The following is a 16,492-nucleotide window of genomic DNA, read 5'->3' as shown; positions in this document are numbered from 1 at the left end:
ATTTCATCCACAATCTTGAGAGGAATACCACCATGCGATCTGCACATACCTACAGCGGTAGCCTTCAGGCTGCCCCTTCCCCCCGGGAAAAAGCCCACGCCGCCCTGGCCCGCAAGGCAGCCGCCGCGGGCATTGTCCTGCTGCGCAACGACGGCGTGCTGCCCCTGGCCCCCGACAAACCGGTGGCCCTCTTCGGCGCCGGCGCCGGTTATACCGTCAAGGGCGGCATCGGCTCCGGCGATGTGAACAACCGGGCCAATGTCTCCCTTTATGAGGGGCTGCAGGAAGCCGGGGTCGTCCTTACCAGCGAAGACTGGATCACCGACTATGAACACCGCTACACTGCGGCCCGTCTGTCCTGGAAGGAAAAGGTCCTGGCGGACGCCAAAACAGTGGACAACCCCTTTGACGCCTACGCGGCCAACCCCTTTGTGCTGCCCCAGGGCCGTCCGGTGGCCCTGCAGGACCTGATCGAGGCCACTGCGGCGATCTATGTGATCAGCCGCATCTCCGGCGAGGGCAAGGACCGCACCCCCACCGCGGGGGACTACCTGCTCAGCGACCGGGAAACCGCCGACCTGCGCACCCTGAATGAAGCGGGCCTGCCCCTGGTACTGGTCCTCAACGCCGGGGGCCCGGTGGAGCTCACCGACCTGCTGGCGGAATACCGCCATCCCCTGGCTGTCTTGCAGATCTCACAGCCTGGGCAGCAGGGCGGCGAGGCCGTGGCCGACATCCTGCTGGGCAAGGCTGTACCGGAGGGCAAGCTCACCGCCACCTGGGCCAAACGCTACGCCGACTACCCCTGCGCCGATACCTTCGGGGCCTGCAACGGCGACCTGGAAAAGGAAGACTACGCCGAAGGGCTCTATGTGGGCTACCGCTGGTTTGACAGCTTCGGCATCGAACCGCTTTTCGGCTTCGGCCACGGGCTTTCCTACACCACCTTCTCCACCGCCTTCACGGCCCTGCGCGCCGGGGACCACGGGGTGGAGGTGGACCTGACGGTGACCAACACCGGGGACCGGTTCACCGGCCGGGAGGTGGCCCAGCTCTACGCCGCCTGCCCCCAGACCGGCACCGCCCGGGAATACCGGCGGCTGGCCGGCTTTGCCAAGACCCGTCCCCTGGCCCCCGGGGAGAGCCAGACCGTGACGGTGGCCGTACCCGCCAAACAGCTGGCGGAGTTCCTGCCCGGGCGCGGTGCCTGGGTGATCCCCGCCGGGACCTATACCCTCTTTGCGGGGGGCAGCCTGGCGGATGCCGCCCCCTGCGCCCACCTGACGGTGGCGGAGGAAGTGGTGCTGGAAACCACCCATCCCATCTGCCCGCTGCATCATCCCTTCGGGGAGGCGGGCCCAGCCGCCCTGGCCATGGAAAAAGCCGCGGCGGCTGCGGCCCTGGACCTGCCCGCTTTTGTCTTTGCGCCGCTGCCCGACGAAGCGCCCGCACCGGCCCCCGTGCCCCTGGCCGATGGCCCGGTGGAGGAGCTGGTGCCTATGCTCTACGGCAACATCACCAAAGGCGCCAGCACGCTGGGCTCGGCGGGCATCCGGGTGCCCGGCTCCGCGGGGGAGACCTCCGAGGCGCTGGAAGCCTCCCGGGGCGTCCCCTCCCTCATCATGGCGGACGGCCCTGCCGGGCTGCGGCTGCGCCAAAGCTACCAGGTGGACCCCGCCGACGGCGCGGTGATCCCCACCGGGGTGCTGGGCTCGCTGGAAAACGGATTCCTGGACGCGCCCCGGCAGCTGGAGGGCGCTGACACCTACTACCAGTTCTGCACGGCCTTCCCGGTGGGGACCGCCCTGGCCCAGAGCTGGGACCCCGCCCTGCTGGAGGAGTTCGGTCGGGCCATCGCCGCCGAGATGGCGGAGTTCCACATCGACCTCTGGCTGGCCCCGGGCATGAACATCCAGCGCAACCCCCTCTGCGGCCGCAACTTTGAGTACTATTCTGAGGACCCGCTGCTCTCCGGCCTGATGGCCGCCGCCGTCACCCGGGGCGTCCAGGCGGACGGCACCCGGGGGGTCACCATCAAACACTTTGCCTGCAACAACCAGGAGGACCACCGCATGGGGGTGGATGCCCGGGTCTCCGAGCAGGCCCTGCGGGAAATCTACCTGCGCGGCTTTGAGGTTGCTGTCAAGACGGCGGCCCCCGCGGCCCTGATGACCTCCTACAACCGCATCAACGGCGTGCAGGCCGCCAACAACCGGGACCTCTGCACCGTGGTGGCCCGGGGCGAGTGGGGCTTTGACGGCCTCATCATGTCGGACTGGAACACCACCGTCCCCGCCGATGGCAGCGAGCCCTGGGGCTGTGCCGCCGCCGGCAACGATGTCATCATGCCGGGCAATCCCCACGATGACGCCGACATCCGCGCCGCCCTGGCGGACGGCCGCCTGACCGAAACCGACCTGCGTGCCTGCGCGGGCCGCCTGATGGCCCTGGCCCGCCGCCTGACCGCGAACCGGTAACTTCTGCTTTCCCGGGAAAAGGTGCGGGCCCGGTGATCTTGGGGAGAAGATTGCCGGGCCCCGGCACCTCTTACCCTGGAACGACCGCAGGTTCTTCACTATTCGGTGAAGAGTCTGCGGTCATTTTTTTGGCCCGGCCAACGGGATCTTTTGTTCCGAAACGTATCGGACCTTGCGCGGTTTGATGGTCTTCTGGATTGTATGGCAAAACGCTGTCTTGTCAGCTAAGCGGGCCGGGAAATTGGCAAACCGTTATTCTGCCCTGCTTGTGCTTTCGTCCGGTAGGAATCCATCATCAACCGGATTTTCCTTTTGCAAAGACTTTCCAGTGTGTTATAGGCAGGAAACTGTTGCCGGAATTCTAAAAAAGAACCGTACGGGGTGGGAACTGCGCATCAAAAACACATTTCAAAAACGCGCTTGGCTTTTTATTTTTTGCGTAAAAACGCACAACTGGAACTGCTACATAGCTCAGTTGTTCTCAGATCAGTCGCCTATAGTCCAGTTGGACGTAGTAGTCTGGTCGGAGAACTACGACAGGACGGTGTAGACCGACGTTGAAGCGTAAATTTTGTTGGCTCTGCACAACTGCACCTAAAACTAGAAAAAGCCTGTTAGTGGTTGTCACAACAGGCTTTTCGGCTTTTTGCAGGGCGACTGCACAGTAGTGGTCAAATGGTGGTCAAAAATGCAGATAATCGCTGTAAGAATATGCGATAAAGATACTTTTAATAGATTTACAGAAGACTTATTTAATTCTATTCTGAATGTCTTCCACCGAAGGCAACTGCTTTCCTAATTCCCCGGTAAGGTTACTCGTAACCTTATATTCGCTCACGCCGATAGGCTTTGATTGAGTGCTACAACTGAGGCATGCTGCGCCAGCTTGCCGCGCGGCTGTGCGGCGGCGAGGGCCAGCACGTCTACCGCTACGCCACCGCCTGGCCTGTGGAAATGCTGCTGGCCCAGAGCTGGGACACGGCGCTGCTGGAGGAAGTCGGCGCGGCTGTGGCCGACGAGCTGGTCGAGTTCGGCGTCACGCTGCTGCTGGCCCCGGCCATGAACATCCACCGCAATCCGCTGTGTGGCCGCAACTTTGAATATTACTCCGAGGACCTGCTCATCACCGGCAAAATGGCCGCCGCCTATGTGCGCGGTATGCAGTCCAAGCCCGGCGTAGGTGCGACGATCAAGCACTTCTGCTGCAACAACCAGGAGGATAACCGCTTTGGCGTCAATGAGAATGTGTCGGAGCGCGCTCTGCGCGAAATCTACCTGCGCGGCTTTGAGATTGCCGTGAAAGAGAGTAAACCGCTTGCCCCGATGACGAGTTACAACCAGCTCAACGGCGCGTACACCGGCTGTCGCCGTGACCTTGTCACCGATATTCTGCGCTGTGAGTGGGGCTACAAGGGCCTTGTCATGACCGACTGGGGTACGAAGTACGACCCCGCCGCTGCCCTGCATGCCCAGGTTGATATGATGATGCCCGGCGCGGACGCCGATCGTGACGCCGTGCTGGCGGGCCTGGCCGATGGCAGCATCACCCCCGCCGAGGTCCGCCGCGCCGCCGCCCGCGTGCTAACCCTGATCGAGCAGAGCTTGACAGCAAAATTATAAAAATGAGCATTTCTGCACAGCAGCAAGCGAAAAACTACTGGTATTTTTCGTAAGAAAAGTGCATAATGAAGCAGGAAAGCTGCTGTGAAAGGAATGGCTCCGATATGGAAGAGTTTGTCTTACAGAATGATCCTGCGCGCATGAACTGGGTCGAGGGCTACATCGAATGGGGGACAGTCCGCTGTGCAGCCCCCTTGCGGGTGGAAACCGAACAGGTGCGGGAGGGCGACATCCTGCGGGAACGGTATACCTTTATCAACGAAACAAACCGGGAAGTCTTTACCAAGCTGACCGACATTGCCATCTATGCGACGTTCAACGATGACTACACCACCGCCCGGGAATGTATGCACCACAAATGCCATACCCACATCTGGTGCGGCGGTGCTGTCAGCTATGTCATGGCATTGCGCATGGGTGGTGCGGCCCCGCATCTGGGATTGGTGCTGACCGAGGGAGCTTTGGGCGGCTACAGCGTGGAGCGCGACCTGTCCCGCATCAGCAATGACCGTGGGGATTTTCTGCTGCACCCGGCCCCATTCGTGCTGGCCCCCGGGGAGCGTTACACGCTGGCGTGGACGCTGTTCCCCCACGCAGGGCGGGCGTCGTTCTTAAACACGGCAAAACAATACTGCGCGCACTTTATTGACGTCCGGGCGGAAAAATATCTGCTGTTCACAGGGGAAGAAACCACTGTGACCGTCGATGCCAACTTTGCGTTTGAACACGCGGCGCTCACGCTGAACGGCGCACCGCAGCCCTTTACCCGCAGCGGCAGCACGCTGACGGCAAAAATCCGCGCCGGTGCTCCCGGTGAGATGCGCTGCGCCGTGGTGCTGGACGGGGTGGAAACTTTCTGCGAACTGAAAGCTCTGCCGCCACTGCCGGAACTGGCTGAAAGAAGATGCCGTTTCATCGCGGAAAAGCAGCAATCCTGCCGTCCCAGCAGCGGGCTGGATGGGGCGTTCCTGATTTATGACAATGAGGAAGAATGCCAATTTTACGATCCACGCTATGATTACAATGCCGGTCGAGAGCGCGTCGGCATGGGGCTTGCGTTGGCTGCTTATCTGCAAAAATGGCCGGATTCGACGCTGGAAAAAGCCCTGCACCGTTATGCCGATTTTGTCCGGCGTGAGCTTGTAAACCCGGACACAGGGGAAGTATACAACGACTACCACCGTGACAACAGCTATAAGCGGCTGTACAACGCGCCGTGGTATGCGCGATTGTACATTGAATTTTTCAACTTGTGGCAGAAGAAAGAATATCTTGAGACGGCCTGTAAAATTTTGCGATTCTACTACGCCGAGGGTGGCAGCCGATTTTATCCGATTCAAATGCCTGTGGCGGAGTTGATTCCCTTACTGCGGAGCAATGGCCTGACCATACAGGCGGATGCACTGATGGCAGAGTTCCTGCATCACGCGGATTATCTGGCGGCGAAAGGAACCGATTACCCGGCGCTGGAGGTCAATTATGAGCAGAGCATTGTCGCGCCCGCGGCAGATATTTTATTGCAGGCTTACAAACTGACCGGGGTGCAGAGCTACCTTGTGTCCGCCCGAAAACAGCTGGACGTGCTGGAGCTGTTCAACGGCATTCAGCCGAGCTACCATCTGCGGGAGGTTGCGATTCGTCACTGGGACGGCTACTGGTTCGGCAAGCGCAAGCTCTACGGTGACACGTTTCCGCATTATTGGAGCGCGTTGACTGGGCTGGCCCTGCGGGACTGGGGGCGCATGACGGGGGATGTCGCATCGCAGCAAAGGGGTGAGGATTCCCTACGCGCGGTGCTGAGCCTGCTGGATGCCGACGGCCGCGCCCATTGTGCCTATGTGTACCCCATCACGGTCAACGGCGCGTCTGCCCGCGGCGCAGACCCCTATGCAAACGATCAGGATTGGGGCCTTTATTTCGCATTGAAAACACTGTAAACGAGGTTCATCTATGAAAATCACCCACTGCAAGCTGAACCATCTGGTCAATCCGCTGGGATATACTTTGCCGCAGCTGAGCTTTTCCTGGCAGGTCGAGGACGCCCACGGTACAAAGCAGACCGCCGCGCGGCTTATCATTGCCGCTGATACGCAGTTAACCGAGATTTTGTACGATTCCGGCTTTGCCGATTTGGATTCACTCGGTACAAAAGCCCATCTGGAAACTGCCCCGCGCACCCGCTATTACTGGGCCGTGACCGTGCGCACCGACGCGGATGAGGAAGCAACGAGCGCTGTAAACTGGTTTGAAACCGCCAAGCAGAACGAGCCGTGGCAGGGCCAATGGCTGACCTGTGACAGTGCCAACTCTAGGCTCTCTTATGCTAAGAAAATGTAATCTTAAAACTTGAACTTATGTGGTAATCAAGAAAAGATAATTGCCGTTTGAGGAATGCTTCGAATGTTGTGAAAGCCCTGCTAATGCAAACCGCCATCGGCGGACTATCGCCTTGAATTGTGAATGCTGTGTAAACAATTAGCACTTGCTATTGACAGACTGCTAACGAAAAGCGTGTATTAAAATCGTAGATTTATTCTACACTAGCACCTTTACAACCGAATACACAGCATAACAGGTACTTTACTCTCTCGGTGGGGCGCACAGCAAGGTCAAGGCAGACCAGAACCCACGGCGGGGAGAGAACATAATGATACTCCAGATGCCCCACAGCTTCAGATGGGGTGACCGCGCTTGGGTTGTAAGAAGTAAGACCCTTGCAGAGTCAGTGTACGGTCGTCGCCAGCGGCTTGCCTGTTATGTTCCCATGTCTGGGGGCGAGCGGCAAATTAGACATTTTTCTTCAGCACTTATTTTGATGTACACGGTTTCTTATTTTTTACTATTTACATAACCGTGAGATTGACGCTGTTATGCGTATTATTTGGTTTTATTGAATTCACATCAAGATTTGCGGGGAAAGTGTACCCTCACGTCCGGATAGAACAGAGAAACTATAAAAGAGCCCGGAGGGCCTTACCAAATCGGTAAGGTTCTCCGGGCTCTTTTTTCTCCTCACCGGAAAGTGCATCCGAAAGTGTTATACAACACAACAGCGGAAATAGAAAAGGAAGTGAACCTATGATTAGACTAAAGCAGCAAAATTGTACGGAATATGCTCGCGGACCGCCAGAGTGAATCAGAACTGATTCACTCCGGTGTGGTAAAACCGAAAAAGTGAATCAAATCTGATTCACTCTCACACCTAGCCCAAACGCGGCCTGCGTGGGGCTGAACCCCCACATCGGACCGGACGCGAGGTTACCTACAAAACCGCCGTTTGGCGCGTTTGCGGGGCTGTTGGGCGGCGTGAGCCGTACAACTTAACATTAGAGAGTAAAACTTACTACACACAAAATTACGATAATATGAGATAATAGTGTATGCCAAAACAGAAAGGATGATGTGAATGACTACAACAAGATTACCGAAAACCATTACCGCCGGTGCACTGCTTGCAACGCCGATACCGCCAGTAAAATGGATTATCCCCGGTTTGCTCCCGGCAGGGCTGGCAATCTTTGCAGGCCCCAGCAAAGCGGGCAAGAGTTGGCTGACCCTGTGGCTCTGTTTGCAGATTTCGCAGGGGAAATCTGTGTGGGGCCGTGAAATAGAACCGAGAACCGTGCTTTATTTTTCGTTGGAAGATACATTAGGTCGCCTGCAAGAGCGTCTTTACCAGCTTGTCGATGCAGAAGAAGACCCGGAACGTCTCATTTTGCAGACAGAAAGCCACGGAATTGGGCAGGGATTGGAAGAACAAATCGTCAGTTTCATCCATACTTACTCCGATATTAGCCTCATCGTCATCGACACCTTGCAAAAGGTACGAAAAACCGACCAGAGCGGTAGTATGTATGCCAACGATTACCGGGATATTGGCGCATTAAAAGAACTTGCGGATAGGTACGGCATCTGTATTCTTCTTGTGCATCATCTTCGCAAACAATCATCGTCAGACCCCTACGACCAAATCTCCGGCTCAACGGGTATTATGGGCGTGGCGGATACAACGTGGCTTATGCATCGTCAGCGCATGAGTAAAACCGCGACAATTCGTATAATTGGGCGTGATATAGATGAGAAAATGCTGCATATCCGAGAAGAAAACTGCATCTGGACGTTGGATGAGGAAGAAACCGCTGAACAACTTGTCACAAAAGCTGTTCCCGACTACCTTTGGAAAGTTGCAGACTACATTGACATGGTTGGAAAATGGCAGGGTACAGCCACGGAATTGCTTGTTGCAGCAAATATTTCTGATGTGAAACCCAACCAATTCACCCGGAAGATGGCTCATTATGCCCGCGACGTATTCAGCCCTCGTGGTATCGAATACAAGTACACCCGCACTGAGCAAAAACGTCTGTTTGAGTTCTTCCATGACGATGATGACGGTGCTGACGATGATATTGATATATCCCAACTTTCGGGATGGGGTATCCCACAAACATCGTCATCATCGTCAGCATCGTCATTAAGGTCGCTTGAGGGAAGCAAGCACAGCAAGTGTAGCCACACTTGCGGATTTTCGGTTTAGGGGGCCCCCTGCCCCTAAACACAAAAATTGCTTGCTGGGGCGCGGGTCTCCAGCGGAGACCTCAAAGCGCGAAACGCTTTGAAGCGCTGATCGAGCCGACAGGCGAGATAGTCCCAGACCCTTATGAGAAACGGAGGCACACATTATGGCAAACCGAAAGCGGCCCATCGTCCTGCGCTGCCCGGTGACAGCGGAGGAGCGGGCCTTGATTGAACAGAAGATGTCTCAGTTCCAGACAAAGCGGATCGGCGCCTATCTCCGCAAGATGGCGATTGATGGGTACATCATTCAGGTGGACACCACCGACATCAAGGAGATGACCCGCACCCTCTCCGGCATCGGTCGGAACATCAACCAGATCGCCAAGCGGCTGAACGCCGGCGGCCCTACTTATCAGGCCGACATGGAGGAGATCCGGGAGAGATTAGAGCAGATATGGCAGTTACAAAGACGCATCCTATTAAGTCAACGCTGAAAGCGGCCATCGACTATATCTGTAATCCCAGCAAGACGGACGGGAAGCTGCTGGTGTCCTCCTTCGGCTGCACCGCGGAGACCGCCGACATCGAATTTGCATGGACCCGCCGCCATTCCATCGACAAGGGCACGAACCTGGGCCGCCACCTCATCCAGGCGTTTGAACCTGGGGAGGTCACGCCGGAGGAAGCCCATAGGATCGGCATGGAGCTGGCAAAAGAAATATTGGGTGGCAAGTACGAGTTTGTACTTACCACCCATATTGACAAGGGGCATATTCACAACCATTTGATTGCCCTGCATTTATTCAGGCCTTTATGAACAGCCGGACAGCCGCGGCGCTGGACGACACCTATGATCGCCTGCAGTGGGCTGGTGAGGAGTATATCCTGGAGGAACTGAACGACGAAGTGGGCGGACTGAAAAAAGCAGGCGCGCTCTATTCCGCCGAGGTGATGTACTGGGCTGGCTACACCTACCGCTATTGGCACTATTACACCGGCGAGAGCAGCAAGGCCATTTTCCAGACTGCCGAAGCGGAGACCATGAACGACTGTCGGCTGGGTTTTCACACCTTTGATGTGGAAATGGCCATTGACGATCTGAAGGAGCTTTACACGCAAAAATCGAAAAGCGACGGTCAATAGGCATATGGGCGGCTTCGTTTGCGCCTCCCACAGGCGAAAAAACAGGGGATTTCCCACCCGTATTCATACAGTTTTGAGTGCCCTCGTCGGGGCATAAAAAACGCCACAGGTTTGTGTTACCTATGGCGTTGCCCCAGCAGATGGCCGGTCTGTATTCAGTTATATGGTCACGGGGCGGGGGCCCCGATTGACAGTGCGGTACCCATATCTCGGCATTTCGTGGTCTTTCAGCGTGTCAAGGCTCACTCAACAGTAGTAAAATCGTAGTAAATGAGGTGGTTTTGACCTGTCTGAAATACCCGTGGATACAGTGTTTTCAAGGGATAATCAGATTTTGGCTTGATTTTTCACAGCAAAAGATGCCAAAAAGTAAAGGTTTTCTTTCCGACGCCGTGGGCCCTGCACAAAAGATGAGTGAGCCGTGACCGGATCGGCGGCCGCTTTGCGAAAAATGGCCCTGAATTTGTGCGCAAGAGCGTTTTCTACAAAAAACAGGTGAATTTTTCAGCAAATGAACTAAAATTTTGCGGGAAAGTTCTCCGGGCGGACCGCATGCACAGCGGGCTTTTTTGCTGTATAATGGACAAAGTGGAAGGAAAGTTTGAGGTTTCTTCCGATAAGCATATTAGTTGCTCTTGTGGCGCTCACAACGGTGACGATAAAAGGAGGCGTTTTTTGTGAGGGGGCGGAAATATTTACGCCGGCTGACGTTCGTGATTTTGTTTGGCCTGCTGATCCCCGTGCTGATCGCGTTCCTGTTCTTCCGTTCGAGCGTGCTGCGTAACCGGGAACAGCTCACCGAAGAATCGTATACGCGCGCGTTTACAACATATACTTCTATGTTCGACCGCAAAATGCAGGAACTGGAACAGTATGCGTCCCGCATCAGCGTGGAAAGCGAGAGGCAGGGGAGTCTGTTCCGCAATGGATTCGGGCAGATGACCCCTTACCGCATTTGGGAGCTGACCCAGGCGCTGAATCAGAGTTATCTGCGCTCGGACGTCAGCGATTGGGGGCTGTACAGCTATCGCGATCAGCGGATCCTGACCGGTTCATATTCCTGCACATTGCAGGATTTTTTGTACAAATATGTTGAAGAAGATGACGCAGAACTGGCGGCCTTCTTTGCACAGGAGAACTATCAGCTCCGCGATACGATCTTTGCCACGACCCGCACAGCGGCGATGCCTGGCGACCGTCTTTTCGTGGGGGTATGCACGCGTATCGGCTCCACCGACGATCCGGCCCTTGTATTTTACGTTCTTTCCCCGCAGGATGTGGAAAAATCCATGGTGATGGTAGGCGATGAGGGGGTCGGCTACTACTTGTGCGGTTCAGACGGGAAAATTCTGCTTACATGGGGGGATACGCCCGATGAAGCCCCCGAAACCGTTTTGGCGCAAAGTGCGCGGAAACACGCCGGAGGATACGTGCAGCAGGTGCGCTATGATATCAACAGCAAGTACCCTTCCCTGCACATCAGCGCCTATATCGGCAGCGAGGCCATGCAGAATACGATCATGGAACTGTTTAACAGCGTGTGGCTCGTGCTGATCGTGGCGGTAATACTCATGCTGGCGGTTTGCGGCGCGGCTATCTATATATCGTATAAACCGGTGAAGGAACTGACGGATAAGTTTGATTACAGCAGCGGCGATGAATTTGGCATGTTCTTAAACGAGATGAGTGCCAATGCGGCTAAAATCGACGAGCAGCAGCTGCTCATCACGGATCTGCTTATGAATCATCTGCTGTATGGGGTCCATATCTCCTCCCGGCAGATCCAGCAGCTGGGCGTTACAGCAGATTATCCGTATTATTGCGTGATGCTCATGGACGGTTACTCGTTTGTGAACAGCGAGATGACCAAACGGCTTACGGACGTTCTGATGCAAAACTGCTGTGCGCGTGTGTTCGTCACCGACTGGTATGAGGAAAACTGCAATGTACTCATTGCCTTCATGTTTCAGCAGGATTCCAGCGATCTGATACGAGAGGCCAAAACGTGGTTACAAACCAACTGCACCACGGCCGGTCAGCTGTACGCCGGACCAGTGTGCGATATGCTGGAGAACATTCAGCAGAGTTTTAATGATTGCATCGTGCAGCGCAAGAAAGCAAATCATAAAACGCATGCGGCAAGCGGCGCAGAAAAACCGAAGCGGCTGAAGCAGAAAGAAATGATGCGGCAGATCCTGACCTTCCTTGAGGAAAACTTCCGAACCCCTGATATCAACCAGGCGCAGGTTGCAGACAAATTCCAGATCTCCAATTATACGCTCAGCCGGTTGTTCAAAAGTGAAATGGGGGTCGGGTTCACAGAGTATCTTTCGGCCAAGCGGTTGGATTATGCCAAAATGCTGCTGCTGACCACCGAAAGCTCTGTGCGCGACATCGCCTTGCAGTCAGGCTTTACAAACGAAAATTATTTCTCACGAACTTTCAAGCTGCATACCGGAGTGGTGCCTTCCGCCTTTCGGAAGAAATAGACGAGTTTTCCCCAAAGCGGGGACCGCAAAAAAAACGCCGTGATCCCGCACAGATACTTCAAGCTGCGTAGGGGAAACACATATTTCACAGAGAGGGTTCATGCCTTCGCATGCGGAAGGTACTGGCCCCGCAGGAATGCACTGCCCGGAATTTTACACACAAAAACAAGCCGTTTAACGCCCGCAGGGGGTGCCGATGTGCCCCTTGCGGGCGTTTTTGTGATGGCGCTTTGCAGAAAAAGGGGCGGCGGGTAACTTTTGGCGGTTTGCACATGATCTTCTTTTTTTTGCGGCTTCTTTTGCAGTTTTTTGCATTTTTTTGGTGCAGTTTGCGCAAAACCGATTCACGACAATGGAATTATTTTGCAGATTTTGAGCCGGATCTTGGCCTTGTGCAAAATTCTGTTCTTGCCGGCGGATTGTAGGCAGCGTATCATTGACCCAAATCCAGACCGACAAGGGCGATGGCCAGCCATACCGTATTGAAATCAGGAAATCTCACAATTTTGAGGAGGTCGTTCGATGAAAAATCCGTTCAAAAAGAAAGCCAAACCGGGCGATAACGACGTGGTCGTCAATTCCAGAGGGAAATTGATGCTGCGCGTCCGCCGCAACCGGGACTACTACCTGATGCTGCTGCCGGCCCTGATCTATGTAGCCCTGTTCTGCTACGCACCCATGTATGGCCTGCAGATCGCGTTTAAGAATTACAAAATGTCGCTGGGCGTCACGGGCAGCCCGTGGATCGGGTTTCAGAACTTCACGGACTTTTTCAACAGTTATTACTTTGGAACGCTGATCAAAAACACGCTGGTGCTTTCGCTCTACAGTTTGCTGGTAGGGTTCCCCATTCCGATCATCCTGGCCCTTGTGCTGAACGAACTGGGCGGCAAGTTCAAAAAGTTCACACAAACCATCCTTTATGCGCCACACTTCATTTCTCTGGTCGTTCTGGTCAGTATGCTCAACTGCATGCTTTCCCCTTCCCAGGGCGTTGTCAACACGATCCTGGAAATGTTTGGTCTGGAACGCAATTATTTCATGGCCAATCCGGACTATTTCCCGCATTTGTATGTATGGTCGGGCGTTTGGCAAGGCATGGGATGGGGCGCCATTATCTATCTGGCGGCGCTGTCGGGCATTGACCCGGCTCTTTATGAGGCCGCCGATATGGACGGCGCCACAAGGCTGCAGAAAATCATCTACATCAATCTGCCGGCTTTGATGCCGACCATCATCATTATGCTGATCCTGCGTGTTGGGCAGATCGCTTCTGTCGGCTACGAAAAAGTATTCCTGATGCAGAACGATTTCAATCTCGAGACCGCTGAGGTCATCTCTACCTATGTATACAAACGCGGTCTGGTCAACAGCAATTACAGTTTCGCTGCCGCCGTCGATTTGTTCAACAATGTTATCAACGTTACATTGGTACTGATTGCGAACAAGATATCGAAGCTTGTCAGCGATACCAGCCTATTCTGAGCAGCAGGAAGGATGTTACCATGAAGACAAAAAAATTGAAACACATAACAGCTTTCGATGTTATTGTAACGATCATTGCGATCATCCTTATTGCGGTCGTCGGCTACCCGTTGATCCTTGTGCTGTCCAACTCTGTCAGCGATCCAGAAATGGTGGCCACCGGGCAGGTGCTCCTCTTTCCAAAAGGCTTTACGCTGGAAGGCTACAAAGCGGTTTTTACTGACAACAGCATCATGACCGGGTATGCGAACACCATTTTCTATACCGTTTGCAAAACGCTTTTGAGCCTGGTCGTCATGCTGCCGGCCGGTTATGCACTGACGAGAACCAATCTACCCGGACGAAAAGTCATCACGGTGATCTTCATGATCACGATGTATTTCTCAGGCGGACTGATCCCGACTTTTCTGCAGGTCAAAGCCTATGGCCTGTACAATACTCGTGCGGCCATCGTTATTTTGGGATGCTTCAGCATGTACAACGTCATCATTTGCCGTTCGTTTTTCTCTTCCATGCCCCATGAACTGGTAGAAGCTGCGGAGATCGACGGCTGTTCCCCCATGAAAGCGTTTGTACGGATCATTTTGCCGCTGTCCAAGGCGCTCATCGGCGTGATCGTGCTTTACGTTGCCGTTGGGCAGTGGAACTCCTACATGGACTGCCTGATCTATATTCAGGACACTGCAAAAATGTCCTTGCAGGTCATTCTGCGCCGCATCATGACGTTGGCCCAAACGGCTGCGCTGATGGACGAAGCAGGGGACTATGCCGCTGCTATGGCGGACCGGGAGGCGCTGCTGCGATATGCGGCGATGGTCGTTTCTTCGGTTCCGCTGCTGGTTGTCTATCCCTTCCTGCAGAAATATTTCGACAAAGGAATTATGATCGGTTCGGTAAAAGGCTGAGTTCAGCATGCATCCATTTCCCTGTAGTAACCGGGACTGCTTTATAGATCGATCGTGGAGCAGGACCGTAAAATAAACGCCATCAAAAAAGAAGGAGTGCTTTATGAATCTCAAAAAACTCACAGCATTGGGCATGACCGCCGCCATGACAGCCACCTTATGTGCCTGCGGGACCACTGCCTCCTCTGGCAGCGGGAGCGCCGCCGTCAGTGAAGACGGCATCGCTGCAGCCCAGGAAAAGATCCAGAGTGCTGAAACCGGCAGCTATGTTGCCACCTATCCCATCGTAGAGGAACCGATCACCGTCACCGGGCTGGTCGTTGGTGCGGACGACAGCGTCAGCGAAAGTCGTCTGGTGTGGGACAAGGTCTCCGAAATCACTGGGATCAATATTGAATGGATCAACATCGACGAAGAATCTCTGGCCACCTACCTGGCAAGCAACGACTGGCCTGATTTCTTCCACACAGGGCTGCTGACCTCCAGCCAGATCAATGACTATGGGATCCAGGGCGGTCGTTTCGTCAACTATCTCGATCATCTGGACATCATGCCCAATCTGGCGCAAACGCTGAAGGATTTCCCGGAAGCGCGTGCATCCTCCATTGAACTGAACGGGGAAATGTATCAGTTGTTCGCGGTGAGCGGCATAAGCGCCACCAGCACCAGCTGCCGCCCGCACTATCGCCGTGACGTACTGGAGGCTGCCGGGATCGAGAATCCTCCGACGACCGTCGATGAACTGTATGAAGATCTGAAGATCCTGCGGGAGAAAAACGGTGTTCCGGGTATGATCCTCGACACCACCAATACGACGGGCATGGTACCCATGCTTTTCAGTGCGTTTGGTACGCTGAACAATCTCGCCTTTGATGATGACGGCACAGGCCAGGTCGTATATGCGCCCGTTACGGAGCAGACCAGGCACTACTATGAATTCCTGCACAAGCTGTATGAGGAAGACCTCATGAACCGCGAATGGCTGACCATGGACGATTCCGTTCTCGATCAGCAGGCAAAGTCCGGGAATGTTGCCTTCATGACGGCTGCGGCTGCCCAGCGCCTGTCGCTGGAGGATCTCAATGGCGATTGGGAGAACCTTGACTGCCTCGCGCCGTTGACCAGCGAATACGATCAGACGCAGACCCTGGCCGGCGTCATTGACTACCGGAACCAGCCGGGTATGTTCATCAATAAAGACAGCCAGTATGTAGAAGAGCTTTGCAAAATGTTTGACATCGCCTTTGCCACCGAAGAAGTCGTGCCCGGTTCCGGCCTTTATGGCCAGACGTTCATCTGGGGCTTCGAGGGCGTTGACTGGAAGATGAATGACGATAATACGTATGAAGAAATCGTCCCCGAAGAGTTCAGCTCCTTCTCTGCGTATCAGGCACAGGCACTCCGCTTCAAGGACCTCGGGCGTGCGGATGCATTCGGCACGGCGACCACTTCCACTCCCGGCAATTCGCAGGCACGTCAAAAAGCCTACGCTAAGAATGTCATTCCCTACCAGATCACAGAGCATATCTTCCCCAGCGACCCCACGGGTGGTTTTCTTAAATTTACGGATGACGAGCAGTACATCATTGATAACAAGTACGCGGACATCGACCTGTATGTGACGGAAATGCGGGCCAAATTTATTTCCGGCGCTGCGGACATTGAAACCGAATGGGACACCTACGTTGAAACCGTTGAGCGTATGGGCCTTGAAGAGGTGCTCGGTGTATATCAGACGGCCTATGACCGCTGGTGTGAGGCTGCCAACTCCTGACCTAATAAAGTCCGTTTTCTGACAGACTGGTACACAAAAGAAAATCGGGCGCTTTGTGCAGACTTTCCGCAAAGCGCCCTT

General features: G+C 54.9%; 12 protein-coding genes and 1 pseudogene. All 13 read left to right on the top strand.

The features are described 5' to 3' along the window. Positions 1–32 precede the first annotated feature (32 nt). The 13 genes and pseudogenes from H6B15_RS04120 (at position 33) to H6B15_RS04060 (ending at position 16,411) form a co-directional block, all read left to right on the top strand. Positions 33–2,477 carry a glycoside hydrolase family 3 protein gene (locus tag H6B15_RS04120; protein WP_204646427.1) on the top strand — a complete coding sequence of 815 codons (2,445 nt, stop codon included), beginning with the start codon at positions 33–35 and terminating at the stop codon, positions 2,475–2,477. 873 nt (positions 2,478–3,350) lie between these two features. Further along, positions 3,351–4,097, top strand: a complete 747-nt coding sequence (locus tag H6B15_RS04115; protein ID WP_204646426.1) for a glycoside hydrolase family 3 protein — start codon at positions 3,351–3,353, stop codon at positions 4,095–4,097. 104 nt (positions 4,098–4,201) lie between these two features. Continuing rightward, positions 4,202–6,034, top strand: a complete 1,833-nt coding sequence (locus H6B15_RS04110) for a hypothetical protein (protein WP_204646425.1) — start codon at positions 4,202–4,204, stop codon at positions 6,032–6,034. Positions 6,035–6,047: 13 nt separating this feature from the next. Beyond that, complete coding sequence (locus tag H6B15_RS04105) at positions 6,048–6,434, top strand: hypothetical protein (protein WP_204646424.1); 387 nt, start codon at positions 6,048–6,050, stop codon at positions 6,432–6,434. 1,069 nt (positions 6,435–7,503) lie between these two features. After that, on the top strand, positions 7,504–8,634 hold the full coding sequence (locus H6B15_RS04100) for an AAA family ATPase (protein ID WP_204646423.1): 1,131 nt from the start codon (positions 7,504–7,506) through the stop codon (positions 8,632–8,634). A gap of 145 nt (positions 8,635–8,779) precedes the next feature. Continuing rightward, the gene (locus H6B15_RS04095) at positions 8,780–9,109 is read left to right on the top strand and encodes a plasmid mobilization protein (protein WP_204646422.1); all 330 of its coding nucleotides are present in this window, start codon (positions 8,780–8,782) and stop codon (positions 9,107–9,109) included. Further along, positions 9,070–9,405 (top strand): annotated as a pseudogene (locus tag H6B15_RS04090) (relaxase/mobilization nuclease domain-containing protein); the annotation flags it as partial. The gene H6B15_RS04095 and the pseudogene H6B15_RS04090, both read left to right, overlap by 40 nt. A 23-nt stretch (positions 9,406–9,428) precedes the next feature. Continuing rightward, on the top strand, positions 9,429–9,758 hold the full coding sequence (locus H6B15_RS04085) for a hypothetical protein (protein WP_243424266.1): 330 nt from the start codon (positions 9,429–9,431) through the stop codon (positions 9,756–9,758). Positions 9,759–10,435: 677 nt separating this feature from the next. Beyond that, on the top strand, positions 10,436–12,247 hold the full coding sequence (locus tag H6B15_RS15755; protein WP_204646417.1) for a helix-turn-helix domain-containing protein: 1,812 nt from the start codon (positions 10,436–10,438) through the stop codon (positions 12,245–12,247). Positions 12,248–12,357: 110 nt separating this feature from the next. Beyond that, positions 12,358–12,672, top strand: a complete 315-nt coding sequence (locus H6B15_RS04075; RefSeq protein ID WP_204646415.1) for a hypothetical protein — start codon at positions 12,358–12,360, stop codon at positions 12,670–12,672. Between the two features lie 97 nt (positions 12,673–12,769). Then, a complete protein-coding gene (locus H6B15_RS04070; protein ID WP_243424265.1) occupies positions 12,770–13,732 on the top strand; it encodes an ABC transporter permease in 963 nt (320 codons plus the stop codon). A gap of 20 nt (positions 13,733–13,752) precedes the next feature. Beyond that, the gene (locus H6B15_RS04065) at positions 13,753–14,637 is read left to right on the top strand and encodes a carbohydrate ABC transporter permease (RefSeq protein WP_204646413.1); all 885 of its coding nucleotides are present in this window, start codon (positions 13,753–13,755) and stop codon (positions 14,635–14,637) included. Positions 14,638–14,740: 103 nt separating this feature from the next. After that, positions 14,741–16,411: an extracellular solute-binding protein gene (locus H6B15_RS04060; RefSeq protein ID WP_204646411.1), complete on the top strand. Its 1,671-nt coding sequence runs from the start codon at positions 14,741–14,743 to the stop codon at positions 16,409–16,411. The last annotated feature ends 81 nt before the right edge of the window (positions 16,412–16,492 follow it).

This window comes from Gemmiger formicilis (assembly GCF_016900095.1).
Taxonomy (GTDB): domain Bacteria; phylum Bacillota; class Clostridia; order Oscillospirales; family Ruminococcaceae; genus Gemmiger; species Gemmiger formicilis_A.
This window is presented reverse-complemented; position numbering and strand designations above follow the sequence as displayed.